The sequence below is a fragment of the Janibacter sp. CFPM2_SD2 genome (assembly GCF_057364645.1).
This window is the reverse complement of the sequence record NZ_JBNFOF010000028.1, coordinates 1-21,444: the sequence shown is the minus strand read 5'-3', so window position 1 is coordinate 21,444 and position 21,444 is coordinate 1. Positions and strand designations below refer to the sequence as shown.

Here is a 21,444-nt window from a genome sequence, read left to right as displayed (position 1 = left end):
GGTCGAGCTCGACGGCCGCTGGGGCGGGAGAGGCGATCGCGACACGCCCGGCGCCACCCGACGCTATGCCCGACGGCAGGAGTCGTGGGCTGCGGCCCGACCCGCGCGTGGAGTGGCTCGACGCCGCGTCCCACGGCCTGCGGAGCAGGGCGCTGGAGCTCGCGGTGCGTCCGACACAATGGACCCCATGACGCTGCGATTCACCAAGGGCCACGGGACCGAGAACGACTTCGTCCTCGTCCCCGACCTCGACGGCGAGCTCGACCTCACCCCCTCGCAGGTCGCGCTCCTCGCCGACCGGCAGGCCGGTATCGGCGGTGACGGCGTCATCCGGGTCGTGCGCACCGAGCACGCCGCCGAGGAGGAGGTCCGGGCTCTCGCCGGCGAGGCGGAGTGGTTCATGGACTACCGCAACCACGACGGGTCCTTGGCCCAGATGTGCGGCAATGGCACGCGCGTCTTCGCGACCTGGCTGCGCCGCGAGGGGCTCGTCGACGACGAGTTCAGCATCGCCACCCGGGCGGGGCTCAAGGGGATCCGCTTCGAGGGTGACCAGGTCGTGACGCACATGGGCCGGTGGCGCTTCGTCGACGAGGCGAAGGCCCAGGCGCAGGGCTTCGACGCGCTCGTCCACGTCGAGGAGGCCGAGGACATCACCGAGCCCTACTCGGCGCTCTCGCTCGACCTCGGCAACCCGCACACCGTCGTGGCGCTGCCGCCCAACGTCAACCTCAACGGCCTGCGCCTGCGCCGCCCGCCGGCGGTCAACCCCGTGCCGCCCGAGGGCAGCAACGTCGAGTTCGTGCGGGTGCTCGGCCCCGGCCGGATCTCGATGCGCGTCCACGAGCGCGGCGTCGGCGAGACCCGCTCGTGCGGCACCGGCGTGTGCGCCGCCGCGATCGGCACCGCCTTCTGGTCCGGTGACGTCGACGCCTCGAGCGAGTACACCGTCGAGGTCCCCGGTGGCACCCTGCGGGTGCGCCTGCTGCCCGGCCGCGAGGTGGAGCTCGCCGGCCCGGCCGTGCTCGTGGCGACGGGACGGACGACGCTCGTGTGACCCCCTTCGTCCCGGGGCGCCGTGGTGCCCGCTCGCGCTGCGCGTGAGGCCGATCACACCTAGCGTGGATGCATGGGACGCGCCACACCGACCTTGATCAGCACGCTCGCGGCCGGGGCCCTGGCCCTGACCGCCGCCACCGGGGGCACCGCCACGGCGGACCCCGGCCCGCCGCCCGTCGGCCACGACCTGCCCAAGGTGCCCGTCATGCGGGGCGGAGGCGGAGCGGTCGCCTCCGTCGACCCGATCGTCAGCCAGATCGGCATCGACGTGCTCGAGCGCGGTGGCAATGCCGCCGACGCAGCGGTCGCGATGGCCGGTGCCGTCGGGGTCGTCGAGCCCTACAGCTCCGGGCCCGGGGGTGGCGGCTTCTTCGTCCACTACGACGCCGAGACCGGCAAGGTCGAGACCATCGACGGCCGGGAGACGGCACCCGCGAGCTTCGACGAGTCGGTCTTCACCGAGAGCGACGGGAGCGCGATGGACTTCGACACCGTCGTCAACTCCGGTCTCTCCGTGGGGGTCCCGGGCACGCCGGCCACTTGGGAGATGGCCGCCGAGCGCTACGGCACGATGTCGCTCAACCAGCTGCTCAAGCCGGCCGAGAACACCGCGCGCAAGGGCTTCGTCGTCGACCAGCCCTTCCACGACGCGACGGTCGACAACGCCGAGCGCTTCGCGAAGTTCCCCGACACGGCGAAGATCTACCTGCCCGGCGGCGAGCCGATCAAGGTCGGCGCCGTCCTGCGCAACCCCGACCTGGCCAAGACCTATCGCCTGCTGCGCACCCACGGCGCCGACGCGATGCAGCGCGGCGCGATCGGTGAGGCGGTCGTCGACACCGCTCGCAACCCGCGTACCGCACCCGGTGTCACGGTGCCCAAGGGTGAGATGACCCGGTCGGACATGCGCTCCTACAAGGCCCTGGTCAAGGCGCCCACGCACAGCGAGCACCGCGGCCTCGACATCTACGGCATGGCAGCGCCGAGCTCGGGTGGCATCGCCGTCGGCGAGATCCTCAACCTGCTCGAGTCATACGAGGAGCGCACCGGCAAGCGCACCCAGGACCTCAGCGAGGGGGAGTGGGCGCACTGGTTCGCCGAGGCGTCGGCGACCTCCTTCGCCGACCGCAACCGCTGGGTCGGCGACGTGCCCGACGTGCCGACCGACGAGCTGCTGTCGCAGGACTTCGCCGACGAGCGCTCGTGCCTCTTCGGTGAGGACTCGGCGATGGCCCGCCCCGTCCCCTTCGGCCAGCCGGACGGCTCCTATGGCGACTGCCAGACCTCGACCGACACCACCGCGGTCGGGTCGGAGGACCAGCACACGACCTCGCTCACGGCCGTCGACAAGGACGGCAACACCGTGACCTACACGCTGACGATCGAGCAGTACGGCGGCAGCGGCATGGTCGTGCCGGGTTACGGGTTCCTGCTCAACAACGAGCTGACGGACTTCAACTTCACGCCCGTGACGAAGGGGGTGCCCGACCCCAACCTGCCCGGTCCCGGCAAGCGGCCGCGCTCGTCGATGGCCCCGACCATCGTCCTCGAGGACGGCAAGCCGTGGATGACCGCCGGCAGCCCCGGCGGCGCGACGATCATCACGACCGTCGCCCAGCTCGTCGGCGGGGTCGTCGACCGCGACATGGCCATCGGCGACGCGCTCGCGGCGCCGCGGTCTCCTCGCGCAACGGCGCGGCCACCGAGCTCGAGCCGGCGCTCGCCGACGGCGACGTCGGTGACTACCTGCGCACCCTGGGCCACACGACGAAGAAGGTCGACCGGATCGGCAACGCGAGCGGCATCCGGGTGCACGCTCCCGACGACCTGGAGGCCGCGGCCGAGCCCACCCGCGCCGGCGGCGGGTCGGCGATGGTCGTCGACCCGGACGAGTGACGGTGGGCCGGCAGCGCTGAGGCTCGCCGTAGGCTCCCCGGATGGAGCTGATCACGGAGCTGTCCTGCGGCGACTGGCTGCGTGCGCGGGGCGGTGACTGGGCACGCGTCGGAGGGGCCGCGGGCGCGGGCTTCGAGGCCTACGCGCGCATCCTGCACCCGGTGCCGGGCCACCGCGAGGACCTCACGGTCACCGACCGGTGGGGCATGCACCCGGTGCTGGAGGAGGCGCGCTGGCCGTGGTCCCGCGTCGCGGCCCGGCAGGGTCTGGCGATGCACCCGCTCGTCCAGTGGAACCGGCTCGCCGATCTGCACCAGGGGACCGCCTTCGCCGACGGCTGGCGGGTCGGTCAGACCCGCGAGGGGTCCCTCGACGTCGACCTGCTCGCCGGGCTGGCCGGGCACCTGCGGCAGGCGACGGGCACGCCCGAGGAGCTCGTCGTCGGCATCTGGTCGGGGTGGGGTGAGCTCACGGGATCCACATCGGTCTGCACGGTCTTCGAGAGCACGGACAGTGGTCTCGAGGACGCCGACGACGCGGCGGAGGTCGACGCGCGGCTGCGTCGCCACCTCGAGGAGCGGCGTACCGCAGTCGCGCCCGACGTCGCTGCAGCGGTGCGCCGCGGCCCACTCCTGGAGCTCCCGGGTCGCGAGTACGTGCTGCTGGCGACCGACTGCGACGAGCTGACCGACGAGTCGTGGCCGCGCCGGGCTGGGATCGGGTGGACCTCGGTCTTCGAGGGGCCGCTCCCGCAGCTCGTCTGGCCGGCGGACAGGCCTGGGTGGTTGCTAGCGAGATCGACCTGGACAGCACGATCGTCGCCGGGACGCGGGCGCTCGTCGACGCGGTGGTCGCCGACGACCGCTTCGAGGCCTTCGAGGTCGACGAGGACGGTGACCTCACCTGGGAAGGTGACCGGGTCAACCCGCCGCGGGCCGGCTGGTCCGCAGGATCCTGAAGCCCTTGCTCGACCCGACCCGCTCCGTCGGCAGGCCCAGCTCGGTGCTGATCCAGCGCTGGTAGCCGTCGGCGCCGAGGTTCTTGCCGATGACGAGGTGAGCGTCGGCTCCCGGCGCGAGGCGAGGCAGCCAGGTGCGCAGCAGCTCGTGGACGGCGGGCTTGCCGATGCGGATCGGCGGGTTGGACCAGATGGCGGCGAAGGGGAGATTCGTCGGCACCTCGTCCGGACGGGCGGTCCGCACGTTGGTCAGCCCGAGGGCGCCGCATTGCGGCGGGTGAGGTCGAGCGCCCGCTCCGTGACGTCGACGGCCCAGACCGTGGCGTCGGGGGCCCGGAGCGCGAGGGTGAGGGCGATCGGGCCCCAGCCGCAGCCGATGTCGAGCAGGTCTGCGGCAGAGGGGGGTTGGGGCACCGCGTCGAGCAGGATCGCCGTCGCCTTGTCGAGACCGGTGGGGGAGAAGGTGCCACCTGCGGTCTCCACCGTGACCTCTCGGCCGGCGAGCGTGACATCCAGCGGGCGTCGCTCGGCATCGGTCGCGGCAGGGGAGTCGGTGAAGTAGTGGTCGGTCACGGGACAACCCTAGGTGCGCTGTCGGTGGTGGGTGACAGGCTGATGCTGTCGACGGGGGTGCTTCGGCCGGGGTGGTTGCGGCGGGACAGTTCTTGGCTCACCCTGCCATCTATCGAACAGGTGTTCGATGGATGGCAGGGTGAGGAGGCGCGATGACCGAGACGACAGTGCGGGGCAGTGGCGAGTGCGACGCCAGCAGTGAGGCGCGCTTGCCCGACGCACTGGCGGCGAGCGGGCTCGATCCGGGCGGGGGGAGGCCCCATGAGGTGGTCCACGGCACCCCGACCGGCGTCGAGTACCGCAGCCTGGCCCCACCATCCCTCGGTCACGGCCGTGGGTCGATCGGGCAGGTGTCTACCGGTCCGGTGCCTGCAGGTCCGATGGAGGTGTCACACCCGGACGTGCTGTGGTCGCCCCTCGAGGTGCGCCTCGGTGAGCTCTTCGCCGCCTGATCAGTCGACGTCCTCGTCCACCCAGTCGAGGGTCTTGGAGATGGCCTTGGTCCAGTTGCGGTGCAGCCGCTCGACCTCGTCCTCGTCCATCGCCGGCGACCATCGCTTCCCCTCGGACCAGTTGTCGACGATCTCGTCCGTCGATTCCCAGTAGCCGACGGCCAAACCGGCGGCGTAGGCGGCACCCAGGGCCGTGGTCTCGGCGATCTGCGGCCGCACGACGTCGACGCCGAGCATGTCCGCCTGGAACTGCATGAGCGTGTCGTTGGCGACCATCCCCCCGTCGACCTTGAGCTCGGTCAGCCGCCCGCCAGCCCGCTCGGCGTCGGCCTGCATCGCGTCGAGCACGTCACGTGTCTGGTAGGCCGTCGACTCCAGCGCCGCACGCGCGATGTGGGCCTTCGTGGCGTAGCGGGTCAGCCCGAGGATCGCGCCGCGTGCGTCTGGCCGCCAGTGCGGGGCGAAGAGCCCGGAGAAGGCCGGCACGAAGTACACCCCGCCGTTGTCCTCGACGCTGCAGGCGAGCGCTTCGACCTGGGGTGCCTCCTTGATGAAGCCGAGGTTGTCGCGCAGCCACTGGATCAGCGACCCGGTCACGGCGATCGACCCCTCCAGGGCGTAGACCGCGTCCTGCTCGCCGAGCTGGTAGCAGACCGTCGTCAGCAGGCCGTTGTCGCTGGAGACGATCTCGGTGCCGGTGTTGAGCAGCATGAAGTTGCCGGTGCCGTAGGTGTTCTTGGCGGTGCCCGGCGTCAGGCAGGCCTGACCGAAGGTCGCGGACTGCTGGTCGCCGAGGATCCCCGCGATCGGCGTGCCGTTGAGGACGCCGGGCTTGCACTCGCCGTAGACCTCTGACGAGGAGCGGATCTCCGGCAGTACCTGGACCGGCACCCCGATGGCCTCGCAGGTCGCCTCGTCCCACTGGAGCGTGCGCAGGTCCATGAGCATCGTGCGCGAGGCATTGGTGACGTCCGTGACGTGCACGCCGTCGTTCTCGCCGCCGCCGGTGAGGTTCCACAGCACCCAGGTGTCCATCGTCCCGGCGAGCAGCTCGCCAGCCTCGGCGCGCTCGCGGGCGCCCTCGACGTGGTCAAGGATCCACGCGATCTTGGGCCCGGCGAAGTAGGTCGCGAGCGGCAGCCCGCAGACCTCCTTGAAGCGGTCGAGCCCGCCGTCGGCCGCGAGCTCGTCGACGATTCCCTGGGTGCGGGTGTCCTGCCAGACGACCGCGTGGTGGATGGGCTGGCCGGTCGCCTTCTCCCACACGACGGTCGTCTCACGCTGGTTGGTGATGCCGACGGCCTCGATGTGGCCGCTGTTGAGGTTGGCCTTGCCGAGTGCCCCGCCGATGACCCGGCGGGTGTTGCCCCAGATCTCCAGCGCGTCGTGCTCGACCCAGCCGGCCCGCGGGAAGATCTGCTCGTGCTCGATCTGGTCGCTCGCGAGACCCGTCCCTCGCGGTCGAAGACCATGGCCCGGGTGCTCGTCGTCCCTTGGTCGATGGACAGCACGTACGTCGTCGCAGCACTCATGGGCGGCATCCTGTCAGGTTGGCTGCATGCATGGGCGCCGAGCCGACTACCGTTGTGCCATGCCACTTCCCACGCCGCTCGACCCCCAGCAGCGCGCCGCGGCCTGGCGCCGCATCGCCGACGAGGACCTGGACGTCCTGGTCGTCGGTGGTGGCGTCACCGGTGCCGGCGTCGCGCTCGACGCCGCGACCCGTGGTCTCAAGGTCGCCCTCGTCGAGCAGCGCGACTTCGCCTCTGGGACCTCCTCGCGCTCCAGCAAGCTCTTCCACGGCGGCGTCCGCTACCTCGAGCAGCTCAACTTCGCGCTGGTCCGCGAGGCCCTCCAGGAGCGTGAGCTCATGCTCACCCGCATCGCGCCGCACCTGGTCAAGCCGGTGAGCTTCCTCTACCCCCTCTCTCACCCGGTCTGGGAGCGGCCCTACGTCACCGCGGGCCTGACCCTCTACGACACGATGGGCGGCGGCCGCTCGGTGCCCCGCACCAAGCAGATGACGAAGGGGGGAGTGCGCCGGATCGCGCCGGGCCTGAAGCCCTCCGCGCACCACGGCGGCCTGCTCTACCACGACGCCCAGTGCGACGACGCCCGCCACACCCTCACCGTCGTGCGCACGGCAGCGGCCTACGGCGCCACCGTGCTCAACTCCGCCAAGGTCACCGGCCTGCTCCATGCGGGCGAGCGGGTCGTCGGTGCCCGGGTGCTCGACGTCGAGACCGGCGACGAGGTCGAGGTCAACGCGTCGGTGGTCATCAACTGCACCGGCGTGTGGACGACGACATCCAGACCATGGCCGGCGGTCGCGGCCGCTTCCACGTGCGCGCGAGCAAGGGCGTGCACATCGTCGTCGCCCGCGACCGGGTCAACTCCGAGACCGGTCTGATCCTGCGGACGGAAAAATCGGTCCTCTTCTGCATCCCGTGGGGCACCCACTGGATCATCGGCACGACCGACACCGACTGGAACCTCTCCCGGGCGCACCCGGCCGCGACGGCCGCGGACATCGACTACATCCTCGAGCAGATCAACGGCGTGCTGCTCACCCCGCTGACCCGCGACGACATCCAGGGGGTCTACGCCGGTCTGCGTCCGCTGCTCGCGGGGGAGTCGGAGGAGTCCTCGCAGCTCAGTCGCGAGCACGCCGTCGCCCGCCCGCAGCCGGGCCTGATCTCCATCGCCGGCGGCAAGTACACGACCTATCGGGTCATGGCCGCCGACGCCGTCGACGCCGCCCGCGAGGACCTCTCGCCCGGCGTGCCCGAGAGCGTCACCGCGCACATCCCGCTCGTCGGGGCCGAGGGCTACCAGGCGCTGGTCAACCAGCTCGACACCCTCAGCCGCCGACACGACCTCCCGGTCTGGCGGGTGACCCACCTGCTCGACCGCTACGGCTCGATGGCCGTCGACCTCTTCGCCATGATCGACGAGGACCGCTCTCTCGCAGAGCCGCTCGCCGGCGCGGAGGAGTACCTGCGGGTCGAGGTCGTCTACGCGGCACGCCACGAGGCGACGCTCCACCTCAACGACCTGCTGACCCGTCGGATGCGCATCTCCATCGAGACGCCCGACCGCGGCGTCGAGGCGGCCGAGCCCGCCGCGCGCATCCTCGCCGCCGAGCTCGGCTGGGACGAGGAGCGCGCGACCTCGGAGGTCGAGCACTACCTGCGCCGGGTCCAGGCCGAGATCGAGAGCCAGCAGATGACCGAGGACGAGCGGGCGGACGCCGAGCGCACCGAGGCGACCGACATCCGCGTGCTGGCGAAGGGCTGACCCGCCGGCCACCTGCCGGTCACCAGCAGCCCACGTCGGCGCCACCCGGCACCCACGTGCCCGCCACGTGACGCTGCCAGCCTCGGGCCCATGCCCGAGATCTCGCGTCGCGTCGTCCTGTCCTCCACCGTCGCCGCTGCCGGTGCGGCGGCGCTCCAGCCGTCGGCCGTCGCCGCGCCCTTCCAGGTGCACCGCAGCCGTCCGCTGCTGACCTCCGGCGTCTCGTCAGGTGACGTCACGACCGACTCGGCGGTCCTGTGGGCCGGGGCGGACCGCCCTTCGCGCATGGTCGCCACGATCACCGGGCCGGGCCGCTCCCGCCGGACCGTCCGCGGGCCGTGGGTCACGCCCGGCACCGACCACACGGGCAAGATCGACCTGCGGCACCTCGCGCCGGGTCGGCGCCACGAGATCGAGGTCGGCTTCGAGGACGACGAGGGGCGAAGGGGGCAGACCGCGGACCTGTCCTTCGCGACGGCCACGCAGGGCCGGGGCGGTCAGTCCTTCGTGTGGACCGGTGACACCGCCGGCCAGGGGTGGGGGATCAACCCCGACCTCGGCGGCTACGTCGCCTACCGGGCGATGCACGAGACCCGCCCCGACTTCTTCGTCCACGCCGGCGACACGATCTACGCCGACGGGCCGATCGAGGCACAGGTCACCGAGCCCGACGGGCAGGTGTGGCGCAACCTCGTCATCCCGGAGGTCGAGCAGCGGGCGCAGAGCCTCGCGGAGTTCCGCGGGCGGCACCGCTACAACCATCTCGACGACAACCTGCGGGCGATGTACGCCGACGTGCCGGTCATCGCCCAGTGGGACGACCACGAGACGACGAACAACTGGTACCCCGGTGAGATCCTCACCGACCCGGCCTACGACCGTGAGCGTCGCGTCGACGTCCTCGCGCGCTGGGCGAAGCGGGCGTGGTGGGAGTGGCAGCCGATCAGCAACGGCCAGGACCGCCCCGACGGGCGCGGATCCACCGCAAGGTCTCGCGCGGCCGGCACCTCGACGTCTTCTGCCTCGACATGCGCACCCACAAGGACCCCAACACGGCGGGGACCGAGCGGGAGCGCACCTCGCTCATGGGGGAGGAGCAGGTGCGCTGGCTCGCGAGCGAGCTCAAGCGGTCGCGCGCCACGTGGAAGGTGATCTCCGCCGACCTGCCGATCGGGATCGTCGTGCCCGACGGCGAGGCCCAGGAGTCGCTGTCCAACCGTGACCCGGGCGCCCCGCTGGGCAAGGAGCTCGAGATGGCCTGGCTGCTGCGCGAGATCAAGGACGTGCCCGGCGTCGTGTGGATCACCGCCGACGTGCACTACTGCGCCGCGCACCACTACAGCCCGGAGCGAGCGGCCTTCACCGACTTCTCGCCCTTCTGGGAGTTCGTCGCCGGCCCGATCAACGCCGGCACCTTCGGGCCCAACGAGATGGACGCGACCTTCGGTCCCCGGGTCGACTTCATCAAGACGGCGGACTACCCCAACCAGTCGCCGCGGGGCGGCAACCAGTTCTTCGGGCACGCCGACGTCGCCGACGACGGGCGGCTGACGGTCACCCTGCGCGACGCGCAGGGCACGGTGCTCTACACCCGGGAGCTGTCGCCGGAGAGGTGATCGGCCTCCTCGAGGACGATCGGCGCGCGCCCTTCGTCCCGCACGAGGGTGAACCACGCGATCGTGAGGAGCACGAGCGCACCCGCCCCGACGTAGAAGGCGTCGCGCCCGGAGTCGGTCGTCGCGAGCAGCACGATCACGCCGACCATGAAGGCCATCGCGATGACGTTGAGGACCGGGAAGAAGGGCATCGCGAAGCCCGTGGGCCGCAGGCCCTCGCGCGCCATCCGGGTACGCATCCGCAGGTGCGCGAGCAGGATCATCAGCCAGGTGAAGACCGTGGCGAAGGACGCGATCGCCGCGACGAAGAAGAAGAGCCGGTCCTCGATGACGAGGAAGAGCACGAGCCCGACCGCGCCGGCGCCGAACATGCACAGCACCGGGTAGATCGGGATGTGCGCTCGCGGTGACAGGTGGAGGAAGGAGCGAGGTGCGTGGCCCTGCTCGGCGAGGCCGTACATCGTGCGCGAGCAGGCGTAGAAGATCGCGTTCATCGCCGACAGGGCAGCGGTGAGGACGACGAAGTTCATCACGTGCTGGGCCGCCGGGACCTGGAGCGCGGCGAAGACCTCGACGAAGGGGGAGGACTCACCGGTGACCTCGTCCCACGGGATGATCGACATGATGACCGCGAGCGCCGCGACGTAGAAGAGCAGGATGCGGAAGGGCACGGTGTTGACCGCGCGCCCGATCGAGTGCTCCGGGTCGTCGGCCTCGCCGGCCGTCATGCCGAGCGTCTCGATGCCGCCGAAGGAGAAGACGACGACGCTGAAGCTCATGATGATGCCCCAGAGGCCGAAGGGGGCGAAGCCGTCGTGGCTCCACAGGTGCGCGACGTCCGGGGTCGTGCCCCCGACCTCGCGCCCCCAGAGGATGAGCGCCAGTCCACCGACGACGAGCGCGATGATCGCGGTGACCTTGATGAGGGAGAACCAGAACTCCATCTCGCCGAAGACCCGCACCGCCATGAGGTTGAGGGCACCGATGAGGGCGATGGCCGCGGCCATCCACACCCAGCCGGGGACACCGGGGAACCACAGGCCCATGTAGGTCGCGACGGCGGTCATGTCGGCGATGGCGACGACCGCGAGCTCGAGCCAGAAGACCCAGCCGACGATGAAGCCGGCGTAGGGGCCGAGGAAGGAGCCGGCGTACTGTGCGAAGGAGCCGGCGACGGGGTGGCGCACGGCCATCTCACCGAGGGCCCGCATGACGATGTAGACCATGAAGCCGGCGACCGCGTAGGCGACGAGGACGGCCGGGCCGGCGGCCTGGATCGTCTCGGACGAGCCGTAGAAGAGGCCCGTGCCGATGGCGGTGCCCAGTGCGATGAACTGGACGTGGCGGGGGTTGAGGCCGCGGTCGAGGTGCTCGTGGTCGGGCACGGCGCCCGCGGTCGAAGAGGTGGAGGGCACGGGCGAGCACCCTACCCGGTGCCCGTGCTGACCTCCTCCACCTCGCCGTCGAACCGGGCGCCGGCGAGGGCCAGGCCGGAGAGCGCGAGGTCGATGTCGGCCTGCGGCACCCGCGGCGAGGTGGTGAGCGCCAGCGCGTAGCCGCCGAGCTCGAGGACGACGACGGCCCCGGTCTCGCGGACCTCGAGCGGCGCGAAGGTCATGGCGTCGATCGTCGGGGCGGTGGGCTGGTCCGCGGAGCGCCCGAGGAGCGGCCCGGCGAAGGCATCGCCGACGGTGCCGCTGGCGAACTGCCACACCGACCGGGCGAAGGCCGTGGCCGAGGGCTTCACGGTCCGCACCGGCACGCGCACCTCTCGCCGGAGGGCCGCTCGACAGGGGGCGGTGGCTCCATGGCGACCGACTGTAGCCGGGCAGAAGGGACTATTGGCTGGCCTGCAGGCGTTGCAGAGTGCGATCCTGAGGAGAACATGACCGAACCACTGCACAGCGCGCGCGACGACGCCGACGACACCAACCCCAGCCCGACGATCGACCGGGTGCTCTCGAGGCGCGCGCAGGCGCTGGCCGACCCCGGCGACGGCTTCCTCGAGCCGGCCGGCGACATCGACTACGACGGCGACCAGCTCGACCGCGAGGAGCGCTCCGCCCTTCGCCGTGTGCAGGGTCTGTCGACCGAGCTCGAGGACATCACCGAGGTCGAGTACCGCCAGCTGCGGCTGGAGCGGGTCGTCCTCGCGGCCGTCTGGAGCGACGGGACCGCCGCCGACGCCGAGAACTCGCTGCGCGAGCTCGCCGCGCTCGCGGAGACCGCCGGCTCCGAGGTGCTCGCCGGCGTCCTGCAGCGGCGCCAGACCCCCGACCCGGGCACCTATCTCGGCTCGGGCAAGGCGCAGGAGCTCAAGGACATCGTCGTCGCCGAGGGGGCGGACACCGTCGTGTGCGACACCGAGCTGGCCCCGAGCCAGCGGCGTGCGCTCGAGGACGTCGTCAAGGTCAAGGTCATCGACCGCACCGCCCTGATCCTCGACATCTTCGCCCAGCACGCGAAGTCCCGTGAGGGCAAGGCCCAGGTCGAGCTCGCCCAGCTGCAGTACCTCCTGCCCCGCCTGCGTGGCTGGGGTGAGTCGATGTCCCGGCAGGCCGGTGGCCAGGCGGCCGGCGGTCAGGGCATGGGCTCGCGCGGTCCCGGTGAGACGAAGATCGAGCTCGACCGCCGCCGGATCAACTCCCGCATCGCCAAGCTCAAGCGCGAGCTCGCGGGCATGAAGACCCACCGCGACACCCGCCGGGCCGCCCGCGCGCACCGCCAGGTGCCTGCCGTGGCCATCGCCGGCTACACCAATGCCGGCAAGTCGACCCTGCTCAACCGCCTCACCCACGCAGGTGTCCTCGTCGACAACCAGCTCTTCGCCACCCTCGACACGACGGTGCGGCGGGCCGAGACGCCCGACGGGCGCGAGTACACGCTCACCGACACCGTCGGCTTCGTGCGGGCGCTCCCGCACCAGCTCGTCGAGGCCTTCCGCTCGACGCTCGAGGAGGTCGCCGACGCCGACCTGCTCCTGCACGTCGTCGACGGCTCGCACCCCGACCCCGAGGGCCAGATCTCGGCCGTGCGCGCCGTGCTCGCCGACGTCGACGCGACCGACGTCAAGGAGGTCGTCGTCGTCAACAAGGCCGACGCGGCCGACCCCGAGGTCGTCGACCGGATCCTGCGGCACGAGAAGCACTCGATCGCCGTCTCGGCGCGCACCGGCGCCGGGGTCCAGGAGCTGCTCGAGCTCGTCGCCGAGGAGCTGCCCAAGCCCGACATCGACGTCGAGGTCCTCGTGCCGTATGCGCGCGGTGACCTCGTCAGCCGTCTGCACGACGAGGCGGAGATCGTCTCCGAGGAGCACCTCGAGCGGGGCACGCTCGTCGTCGCCCGGGTGCACGGTGACCTCGCGGCCGAGCTGACCCCCTTCGCCACGACGTCGGCACCTGCCGCCGGCTGACGGAGCCACTCACCGCACGAGCAGCAGCACCGCCAGCCCGATCATCGTCAGGCCGATGACCCCGTCGAGGACGCGCCACGTGCCGGGCCGGCCCAGCGGACCGGCGAGGGCCCGGGCGCCGAGGCCCAGGGCGGTGAACCACACGACGCTGCCGATCGACGCACCCGTCGCGAAGGCCCAGCGCTGCTCGCCGTGACCGTTGGCGATCGACCCGAGCATGAGGACGGTGTCGAGGTAGACGTGCGGGTTGAGGAAGGTGATCGCCAGCGTCGTCGCGATGACCGAGCCCCGTCCGGCGGGGCGGCCGCGTCGAGGCCGGTCGGGGAGGCGGCCCGGCGCAGCGCCACGAGGCCGTAGCCGACGAGGTAGGCCGCACCGAGCCAGGTGACCACGCGCACCGCACCCGGGTGATCACTCACCAGCGCGCCGACGCCGGCGGTGCCGAAGGCGATGAGCAGGGTGTCGGCGGCGATGCAGATGAGCACGACCGGGGCCAGGTGCTCGCGGCGGATGCCCTGCCGCAGGACGAAGGCATTCTGCGCCCCGATGGCGACGATGAGGGTCAGGCCGGTCAGCAGGCCGGCGACGGCGGAGACGATCACGAGGAGACCGTAGGCGGAGCCGACCGCTGAAGGCCAACGACAGATCCTGCACGATCATTAGCATTGCTTCATGCAGATCGATCAGCTCCGTGCCCTCCTGGCCGTCGTCGACGAGGGGACCTTCGAGGCGGCGGCGGGTGCCCTGTCCATCACGCCGTCGGCCGTGAGCCAGCGGATCAAGGCGCTCGAGGCCGCCGCGGGCCGCGTCCTCGTCGAGCGGACCACGCCGGTGCGGGCGACGGCGCCGGGACCGGGGTCGTGCGCACCGCCCGCCAGATGGTCCTGCTCGCCGACCAGCTGCGCTCCGACCTGGGCGAAGGGGGGTCCGCCCCCGTCGACCTGCCGGTCGCGGTCAACGCCGACTCGCTCGCGACGTGGTTCGAGCCGGTGCTCGGCGTGGCCGCGGGGTGGGACGACACCCGCCTGCACCTCGAGGTCGAGGACGAGGAGTACAGCGCCGACCACCTGCGTCGCGGCGCGGTCGTCGGGGCGGTGACCGCCGACCCGGTGCCCGTCGCCGGCTGCCGGACCGAGCCGCTCGGGTCGATGCGCTACCTGCCGGTCGCGGCGCCGGAGCTCGCGGAGCGGCACGCGCGTGGACGTGGGTACGACTGGTCGGCGATGCCGGTGCTGCGCTTCAACGCCAAGGACGACCTGCAGCACGGGGTGCTGCGCGACCTCGGTGTCGTCACCGCGCCGCCGGTCTCGCAGGTGCCCTCGTCGGAGGGTTTCGCCGCCGCGGTGCGGGCCGGGCTCGGCTGGGCGATGCTGCCCGAGGCGCAGTGCGGCGAGGACCTCGAGAGCGGGCGCCTGGTGCTCCTGCGGCAGCGGGCGCACCGCGACGTCCCGCTCTTCTGGCAGGTCTGGCGGCTGCAGACTCCTCGGGTCGAGCGTCTGGGCGAGGCGGTGCACGCTGCCGCTCACCGATTGAGGCCTCCGGCTGTCGGCGGTCGGATTTAGCGTCGGGTCATGGCTTCGAAACTCAACCCGTACCTCAACTTCGACGGCAACGCCCGCGAGGCGATGGAGTTCTACCAGTCGGTCCTCGGCGGTGAGCTGCTCGTCCACACCTTCGGCGACAGCATGCCCGATGCCGGCGAGATCGCCGACCAGGTGATGCACGCCAGCCTCGTCACCGACGCCGGCTACACGATCTTCGCCAGCGACACCCCGCCGGGCATGACCCGCACCCTCGGCACCCAGATCACCGTGAGCATCAGCGGTGACGAGACCGAGCTGCTGCGCGGCTACTGGGCCGGCCTCACCGAGGGCGCCCAGGTCGAGGTGCCCCTCGAGATGCAGATGTGGGGTGACGAGTACGGCTCCTTCACCGACCGCTACGGCATCCCGTGGATGGTCAACATCGCCGGGCCCGGGCAGCAGGGCTGATCAGCGCGCGGCGAGCACCGCAGCGCTCGTCGAGACCTCGATCTGCGGCGAGTAGAGGCTCATCACCTGCAGGGCGGCCTCGTGGTTGTCCTGGGTCGAGCCCGCGCAGGCGTCGGCCGCCACGACCACCGTGGCGCCGGCATCTGCTGCGGGCAGGGCCGTCGAGATGACGCAGCAGTCCGTCGAGACCCCGGCGAGCACGATGGTCGGGGTCTCGCCGATGATGCGCGTGAGCGGCTCGCCCCACTTGCCGAAGGTCGACAGGTCGATCGACCCACGGCTGCTCCAGCCGGCGGCCGGGGTGACGAGGTCGAAGACCGGGTCGGTGGCCGGTCGGTCGGCGAAGCCCCACCGTTCGAAGTAGGGACCCCACGAGCCCGGACGCTCCGGGCCCGGCACCCAGCGGGTGACGATGGTGCGCGCCGCACCGAAGCCGGAGCGCAGCGACTTGATCGGCCCGAGGGCGGCGTCGAACATCGGCGACCCCCACTCGGACGTCGGGTCGGCGAAGATGCGCTGCGGGTCGACGACGACGAGCCAGGCGTCGTCGAGGTCGGGGAGGGCCGGGGTGTCGGGGGTCTGCTCGCTCATCGCTCCTCCTGCCGGCGCACGACGCCGCGGCGGGCGACGTAGGTGATGACGAAGGCCAGGACGAGCGCGGCGATGACGCCGAGGTTGGCGTAGGACCAGTCGCCGGCCCAATAGCTGCCGGCCGGGTCCTCGACGAGCTCGGTGCCCATGAAGGCCTTGAGCAGGTAGCCCTGCCAGTTGTTCCACGTCGAGTCGGGCATCGCATTGGTCACCAGGCCCCAGCCGATGACCGAGGTGAGCACCATCGTGCCGATCGAGATCCAGTCGACGGAGCCGTAGCGTCCGCGGGCGTCGAAGAGCGCCTCCTCGTCGTAGTCGCGTCGGCGCAGGGCGAGGTCGGACAGGAAGATGCCCGCCCAGGCAGCCAGGGGCACGCCGAGGGTGATGAGGAAGGACTGGAAGGGTCCGAGGAAGTTCTCGGCGAAGAAGACGACGTAGATCGTGCCGAGGGTGAGCAGCAGCCCGTCGATGCCGGCGGCGGCCGGCCGAGGGATGCGCACGCCGAGGCTGAGCAGCGTCAGGCCCGAGGAGTAGATGCCGAGCACGGCGCCGGAGACGAGCGCGAGCACCGCGGCGATGCCGAAGATCACGAGGTACCAGGTCGGCAGGATCGTCGCGAGGGTGCCGACCGGGTCGGCGACGATGCCGGCACGCAGGGTCTCGTCGGAGCCGGCGAGGCCGATGCCGTAGGCGACGAGCAGGGCGGGGGCGAGGGCGCCGCCGAAGGTGTTCCACGCGACGATCGCGCCCGAGGAGGCCTCGCGGCTCTGGTAGCGCGACCAGTCGGCGGCGATGTTGATCCAGCCGAGGCCGAATCCGGTCATGACCATGATGAGGGCGCCGATGACCTGCTGGAAGGAGCCGCTCTCGAGGGCGGTCAGGGCCGACCAGTCGATGTGGCTGACCGTCAGGGCGACGTAGACGATCGTCGCGAGGCCGGTGAGCCAGGTGAGCCATGACTGCAGCCGCATGATCAGGTGGTAGCCCGCGACCGACGCGGTGACGATGAGGGCGGCGACGACGAGCATCGCGACGACCTTGGTCGGCGTGCCGCCGCCCCAGCCGAGCTCGCGCATGACGGTCGCCGTCGCGAGCGTCGCCATGATCGCCAGGAAGGTCTCCCAGCCGATCGAGACGATCCACGAGACGACGCCCGGCAGCTTCTGCCCCTGGACGCCGAAGGCCGCCCGCGAGATGACCATCGTCGGGGCCGAGCCGCGCTTGCCGGCGACGGCGACGAGGCCGCAGAGGAGGAAGGAGACGACGATGCCGATGACCGAGACGAGCAGCGCCTGCCAGAAGGAGATGCCGAAGTCGAGGACGAAGCTGCCGTAGGAGATGCCGAAGACCGACACATTGGCCGCGAACCACGGCCAGAAGAGGTCGGCCGGGCGGGCGGTGCGGTCCGCCTCGTCGATGATCTCGATGCCGGTGGTCTCGACGCCGGCGCGTCGGACCTGGTCGAGGGTGCCGCCGGAGGAGTCAGCGCTCATTGCGGCACAATCCCACGGTGGACACCTTGCGTGATCGATGGCTCGCCGATGTCGCGGGACTCGATGTGGTCACGGATCAGCGCGCCGTCACCGCACTGCGCGAGGAGCTGCTCGCCCGCTGGGGTGAGCCGCACCGCAGCTATCACGACCCCGTGCACCTGGCCGAGGTCCTCGCGGCCCTCGACGAGCTGGCCGAAGGGGGACACCTCGCCGGTCGTGACCGGCACCTGGCCGCGATGGTCGGGTGGTTCCACGACGCGGTCTACGAGACGGGCGGGGCCCCGGGGGCGAGCGAGGAGGCCTCCGCGCGTCTGGCGGAGGAGCGGCTTACGGCCCTCGGCCTGCCGCCCGCCGATGTCGCGACCATCGCCCGGCTGGTGCGGGAGTCGGCGACCCACGAGATGAGTGCGGGCGACCCGGTGTCGCAGGCCTTCCACGACGCCGACCTGTGGATCCTGTCGGCTCCGGCCGACCGCTTCGACGGCTACTGCGCCCAGGTGCGCATCGAGTACCGGCAGGTGCCGGCCGCGGACTTCGCGCGGGGCAGGAGCGCGGTGCTCACTCCCTTCGTCGAGCGGGAGCGCCTCTACCTCACCGACCACGCGCACGAGCACTGGAGCGGTCGAGCCCGCGTCAACCTGCGACGCGAGCTCGACCGGCTCCGGGGTGGCCCGTGAGGGCCGCAGGTCAGGGCGTGTAGGCGGAGTTCTCCAGCGACAGGTTGTACTGGATCTGGTCGCCGACCACTGCTGCCCAGTCGACCGTGATGGTCAGCCGGGTGACATTGCCGTTGGAGTCCATCCACGAGCACTTCTGGGTCTCGTTGGCGACGAGCACGATGCCGCCCATGCACGACAGGGTCACGTCCGGGGGGATCTGGCTGTCGGTGTGGGCCTCGACCTTCTCCGTCAGGGTGTTGACGTCGATCGAATTCGAGGTGTCGGTGTTGGGCGTGGACCCCGCAGGTGGGGTGTTGGTCACGTCGCTCGAGCTCGCCGTGGAGCTCTCGGTGGGGTCCTCCGTCGTGCTCGCCGTGGAGGTCGGCGTCGTGGTGGTGCTCTGAGCCGTGGGCTCGGAGGTCTGGCTCTGGTCCTGCGAGGACTCGGTGACCGTCACGGTCGAGTCGCCGTCGCCGTCGCCGAGGGCGCCGCAGGCGGACAGGCCGAGAGCGGCGATCGCGACGAGCGCGCAGGATCGGGCGGTGGTCAGGTGCTTCCCCATGCTGAATGTCCCCTTTGTGTCTGGTGCGTGTTGCGTGGTGCGTGGTGTCGCTGCTTGGTGCGCCACCCAGCCTAGGAGTTCGGTCGCGACCTCGCCTGTCGACCTGCAGAGGGCGCGCGGGTCAACCTGCGTCGGGAGCTCGACCGGCTCGCTCGGCGGCCGTGACCCGCAGGCCGCTGCGGATGAGGCGGCGGATGAGCTCTGCTCCGGTCACCTGCGTCGCGCCGGCGGCGACGACCTCGTCGTAGCGCTCGACCGGCACGTCGTAGTGGTCCTCGTCGAAGAGCTTGCGGGGGATGCCCAGCCGCTGCGCGAAGGCGTGCAGCTCCTCGATCGAGGCGTCCGAGACGAGATGGCTCCACGTGCGACCCCAGCCGGGCCACGTGGGCGGGTCGACGAGGATCACGGCGTCACAGCGGGTCGAGGATGCGCTGGAGGAAGCTGCGGGTGCGCTCGGCCTGCGGGTCGAGGATCACCTGCTCGGGCGCGCCCCGCTCGACGACGACCCCGCCGTCGATGAAGAGGACCTCGTCGGCCACCTGCCGGGCGAAGCGGATCTCGTGGGTGACGACGACCATCGTCCAGTGCTGCTCGGCGAGGTCGCGCATCACCTGCAGCACCTCGCCGACGGTCTCGGGGTCGAGCGCCGAGGTCGGCTCGTCGAAGAGGACGACCGAGGGCCGCAGCGCGAGCGCCCGGGCGATGCCGACCCGCTGCTGCTGACCGCCGGAGAGCTGGAAGGGGTACTTGTCGGCGTGCTCGCGCAGCCCGACCTGGTCGAGCAGCGCCAGCGCCCGCTCGCGCGCGGCCTCCGGGTCCTCGCCCTGCACGACGACCGGGCCCTCGGTGATGTTGTCGAGGGCGGTCTTGTGGGCGAAGAGGTTGTGCCCCTGGAAGACGAAGCCGCTCTGCCGACCGAGCGCGGTCAGCTGCTCGCGCTGACCCCGGGGGAGCCGGTCGTGACGGCCGGGCGTCAGCTGGGCGAAGTCGACGCTCGCGTCGCCGACCGTGATGACGCCGGCATCGGGACGCTCGAGCCCGCCGAGGGCGCGCAGCAGGGTCGTCTTGCCCGAGCCCGACGGGCCGAGGACGACGGTCACCTCGCCGGGGCCGACCTCGAAGGAGATGTCGCGCAGGACCTCCTTGTCCCCGAAGCTCTTGCGGACGTGGGCCGCGGAGACGACCACCTCAGGCTGCGACATAACGGCTGAACCTCTCCTCGGCACGGTCCTGGAGGAAGGACAGGATCGTGCAGATGATCCAGTAGTAGAGGGCGGCGAGCGCGAACATCGGCATGTACTGGAAGGTCGGCGCCGCGGCGAAGCGGGCGGTCTGGGTCAGCTCGACGACGAGGATGATCGAGGTGAGCGAGGTGTCCTTGAGCAGCGAGACGAGGGTGTTGGACAGCGGCGGGATCGCCGTGCGGGTCGCCTGCGGCAGGATGATCCGCCGCAGCGCCGTCCGGGGCCCCATGCCGATCGTCTGCGCCGCCTCCCACTGCCCCTTGGGGATCGACTCGATGGCCGAGCGGATCACCTCGGCCGCGTAGCCGCCGACGTTGAGAGACAGGGCGATGACGGCGGCGACGAAGGGCGGCAGGTCGATGCCGACCTCGGGCAGCGCGTAGAAGATGAGGAAGAGCTGCACGAGCAGCGGCGTGCCCCGGATGATCGAGATGTAGGCGCGGGCGATGTCCCGCGGGACGGCCGAGGTCGACATCCGGCCGATGGCGGCGACGAGGGCGAGCACGAGGCCGATGGCGAAGGAGATCGCCGTGAGCGGGATCGTCACCTTGATCGTCGCCCAGGCCATGGGCCCGGCGTTGTCCTTGACGAGGTCCCAGGCGCTCGGCGCGGCCTGGTCCGCCGAGAAGTACTTGTCGTAGATCGCCTGGGTGGTCCCGTCCTCCTCCATGTCCGCGAGGGCCTTGTTGATCTCCGGCATGTAGCCGGTGCCCTTCTTCGCGGCGAAGACCGACTGGGCCTGGTCGTCGGTCTCGGCGACGATCTTGACCCCGGGGTCGGGGCTGGTCGCGATGTAGTTGCGCACGGCGAGCTTGTCGTTGACGATCGCGTCGACGCGACCCTCCTTGAGGCTCGACATCGCCTCGTTCATGCCGTCGACGCCGACGATGTCGGCGCCGTTGTCCTTGGCCACCTCGGCCCAGCTGCTCGTGAGGTTCTCGGCGGCGCGCTTGCCCTTGAGGTCGGAGAGCTTCGTGATGTTCTCCGGGTTGTCCTCGGCGACGACGAGCACGCCGGCGGTGTCGACGTAGGGGTCGGAGAGGTCGTAGAGCTTCTCGCGCTCGGGGTTGACGTTGACCTGGTTGGCGACGACGTCGAAGCGCCCCGCTGCGAGGGCGGCGAACATCGAGTCCCACGGCGTCGCGACGAACTCCACCTCGACCCCGAGCCGCTCGCCGACGGCCTTCATCACCTCGACGTCGAAGCCGGTGAAGTCGTCACCCTGCTTGATCGAGAAGGGGGCGTACACCCCTTCGGTCCCGACGCGAAGGGGGTCGGGGACCTTGGACGCGGACGCGTCGGCGGGAGCGGACGCGGAGGCCGAGGGGGCGGACAGCAGCGCCGGGCCGAGCGCGACGGCCAGGGCGAGCAGGAGGTGGGCGAGACGCCGGGGGAGCGTGATCATCAGGTCGTCAGGATATGCCCGGGCTCACAGCCGGCGCAGCGCCGTGGCGAGCACGACCGCCTCGCCGACCCGGTCGGAGGCATCGAGGTCGACGAGGGCCTCGATGACCCAGTCGCCGTCGCCCTCGGGGTCGGCGAGGGTCTGCCGCACCTCCCACAGCCGCACGTCCGCGGCGTCGTCGCCGTCGTCGCGCCCGGGCGCCGGGCCGCGCACCTCCTCGACGTGCAGGTGCTGGG

16 protein-coding genes and 6 pseudogenes are annotated in these 21,444 nt (G+C 71.5%); 10 read left to right on the top strand and 12 right to left on the bottom strand.

Going from position 1 to position 21,444, the window contains the following annotated elements; genetic code table 11:
• Positions 1–187: 187 nt before the first annotated feature.
• The 3 genes from dapF (at position 188) to AC2W7J_RS04645 (ending at position 3,913) form a co-directional block, all read left to right on the top strand.
• Entirely contained in the window at positions 188–1,057 is an 870-nt protein-coding gene (dapF, locus tag AC2W7J_RS04655) for a diaminopimelate epimerase (protein ID WP_485981605.1), read from the top strand.
• 72 nt (positions 1,058–1,129) lie between these two features.
• A complete protein-coding gene (ggt, locus tag AC2W7J_RS04650) occupies positions 1,130–3,052 on the top strand; it encodes a gamma-glutamyltransferase (RefSeq protein WP_485981604.1) in 1,923 nt (640 codons plus the stop codon).
• A 684-nt stretch (positions 3,053–3,736) separates the two neighbouring features.
• Positions 3,737–3,913: a hypothetical protein gene (locus tag AC2W7J_RS04645; RefSeq protein ID WP_485981603.1), complete on the top strand. Its 177-nt coding sequence runs from the start codon at positions 3,737–3,739 to the stop codon at positions 3,911–3,913.
• On the opposite strand, the pseudogene AC2W7J_RS04640 reads toward AC2W7J_RS04645, so the two are convergent.
• Both AC2W7J_RS04640 and glpK read right to left on the bottom strand, forming a co-directional pair.
• Positions 3,876–4,486: pseudogene (locus tag AC2W7J_RS04640) on the bottom strand (class I SAM-dependent methyltransferase). The gene AC2W7J_RS04645 and the pseudogene AC2W7J_RS04640 sit on opposite strands and share 38 nt — an antisense overlap.
• Positions 4,487–4,938: 452 nt before the next feature.
• Positions 4,939–6,470, bottom strand: a pseudogene (gene glpK / locus AC2W7J_RS04635) (glycerol kinase GlpK).
• Positions 6,471–6,529: 59 nt separating this feature from the next.
• Here glpK and AC2W7J_RS04630 point away from each other — a divergent pair.
• Together AC2W7J_RS04630 and AC2W7J_RS04625 are read left to right on the top strand one after the other, a co-directional pair.
• Positions 6,530–8,235: pseudogene (locus AC2W7J_RS04630) on the top strand (glycerol-3-phosphate dehydrogenase/oxidase).
• 90 nt (positions 8,236–8,325) lie between these two features.
• A pseudogene (locus tag AC2W7J_RS04625) lies at positions 8,326–9,851 on the top strand (alkaline phosphatase D family protein).
• Here the strand turns inward: AC2W7J_RS04625 and AC2W7J_RS04620 are convergent.
• Both AC2W7J_RS04620 and AC2W7J_RS04615 read right to left on the bottom strand, forming a co-directional pair.
• Positions 9,821–11,266, bottom strand: coding sequence for an amino acid permease (locus AC2W7J_RS04620; RefSeq protein WP_427801078.1), 1,446 nt, complete (start codon positions 11,264–11,266; stop codon positions 9,821–9,823). The pseudogene AC2W7J_RS04625 and the gene AC2W7J_RS04620 overlap by 31 nt on opposite strands.
• An 11-nt stretch (positions 11,267–11,277) precedes the next feature.
• Positions 11,278–11,607, bottom strand: coding sequence for a hypothetical protein (locus AC2W7J_RS04615; protein WP_485981602.1), 330 nt, complete (start codon positions 11,605–11,607; stop codon positions 11,278–11,280).
• Between the two features lie 129 nt (positions 11,608–11,736).
• On the opposite strand from AC2W7J_RS04615, the gene hflX reads away from it, so the two are divergent.
• On the top strand, positions 11,737–13,263 hold the full coding sequence (hflX, locus tag AC2W7J_RS04610) for a GTPase HflX (RefSeq protein WP_485981601.1): 1,527 nt from the start codon (positions 11,737–11,739) through the stop codon (positions 13,261–13,263).
• 9 nt (positions 13,264–13,272) lie between these two features.
• Here hflX and AC2W7J_RS04605 read toward each other — a convergent pair.
• Positions 13,273–13,862 (bottom strand): annotated as a pseudogene (locus AC2W7J_RS04605) (LysE/ArgO family amino acid transporter).
• Between the two features lie 73 nt (positions 13,863–13,935).
• Here AC2W7J_RS04605 and AC2W7J_RS04600 point away from each other — a divergent pair.
• The 3 genes and pseudogenes from AC2W7J_RS04600 to AC2W7J_RS04590 all read left to right on the top strand — a co-directional run.
• Positions 13,936–14,055, top strand: a pseudogene (locus AC2W7J_RS04600) (LysR family transcriptional regulator); the annotation flags it as partial.
• Positions 14,056–14,123: 68 nt separating this feature from the next.
• Complete coding sequence (locus AC2W7J_RS04595; RefSeq protein WP_485981600.1) at positions 14,124–14,825, top strand: ArgP/LysG family DNA-binding transcriptional regulator; 702 nt, start codon at positions 14,124–14,126, stop codon at positions 14,823–14,825.
• A 9-nt stretch (positions 14,826–14,834) separates the two neighbouring features.
• Complete coding sequence (locus AC2W7J_RS04590; RefSeq protein ID WP_255183767.1) at positions 14,835–15,254, top strand: VOC family protein; 420 nt, start codon at positions 14,835–14,837, stop codon at positions 15,252–15,254.
• On the opposite strand, the gene AC2W7J_RS04585 is transcribed toward AC2W7J_RS04590, so the two are convergent.
• A complete protein-coding gene (locus tag AC2W7J_RS04585) occupies positions 15,255–15,845 on the bottom strand; it encodes a cysteine hydrolase family protein (RefSeq protein WP_255183766.1) in 591 nt (196 codons plus the stop codon).
• Positions 15,842–17,338, bottom strand: coding sequence for a purine-cytosine permease family protein (locus AC2W7J_RS04580; RefSeq protein WP_255183765.1), 1,497 nt, complete (start codon positions 17,336–17,338; stop codon positions 15,842–15,844). The genes AC2W7J_RS04585 and AC2W7J_RS04580 overlap by 4 nt, the downstream gene beginning before the upstream one ends.
• 26 nt (positions 17,339–17,364) lie before the next feature.
• Between AC2W7J_RS04580 and AC2W7J_RS04575 the strand changes: the two genes are divergently transcribed.
• Complete coding sequence (locus AC2W7J_RS04575) at positions 17,365–18,015, top strand: HD domain-containing protein (protein ID WP_430407101.1); 651 nt, start codon at positions 17,365–17,367, stop codon at positions 18,013–18,015.
• Positions 18,016–18,025: 10 nt separating this feature from the next.
• Here the strand turns inward: AC2W7J_RS04575 and AC2W7J_RS04570 are convergent, their stop codons facing one another.
• From AC2W7J_RS04570 to AC2W7J_RS04550, 5 genes are all read right to left on the bottom strand, one after another.
• Complete coding sequence (locus AC2W7J_RS04570; protein WP_485981599.1) at positions 18,026–18,559, bottom strand: hypothetical protein; 534 nt, start codon at positions 18,557–18,559, stop codon at positions 18,026–18,028.
• 121 nt (positions 18,560–18,680) lie between these two features.
• Positions 18,681–18,965, bottom strand: coding sequence for a DUF4031 domain-containing protein (locus AC2W7J_RS04565; protein WP_255183762.1), 285 nt, complete (start codon positions 18,963–18,965; stop codon positions 18,681–18,683).
• Between the two features lie 4 nt (positions 18,966–18,969).
• Positions 18,970–19,761, bottom strand: coding sequence for an amino acid ABC transporter ATP-binding protein (locus AC2W7J_RS04560; protein WP_427801072.1), 792 nt, complete (start codon positions 19,759–19,761; stop codon positions 18,970–18,972).
• Entirely contained in the window at positions 19,748–21,208 is a 1,461-nt protein-coding gene (locus AC2W7J_RS04555) for an ABC transporter substrate-binding protein/permease (protein WP_485981598.1), read from the bottom strand. Before AC2W7J_RS04555 ends, AC2W7J_RS04560 begins: the two co-directional genes overlap by 14 nt.
• A gap of 24 nt (positions 21,209–21,232) precedes the next feature.
• The coding region (locus AC2W7J_RS04550) for a DUF3516 domain-containing protein (RefSeq protein WP_485981597.1) at positions 21,233–21,444 on the bottom strand (212 nt) is incomplete at its 5' end.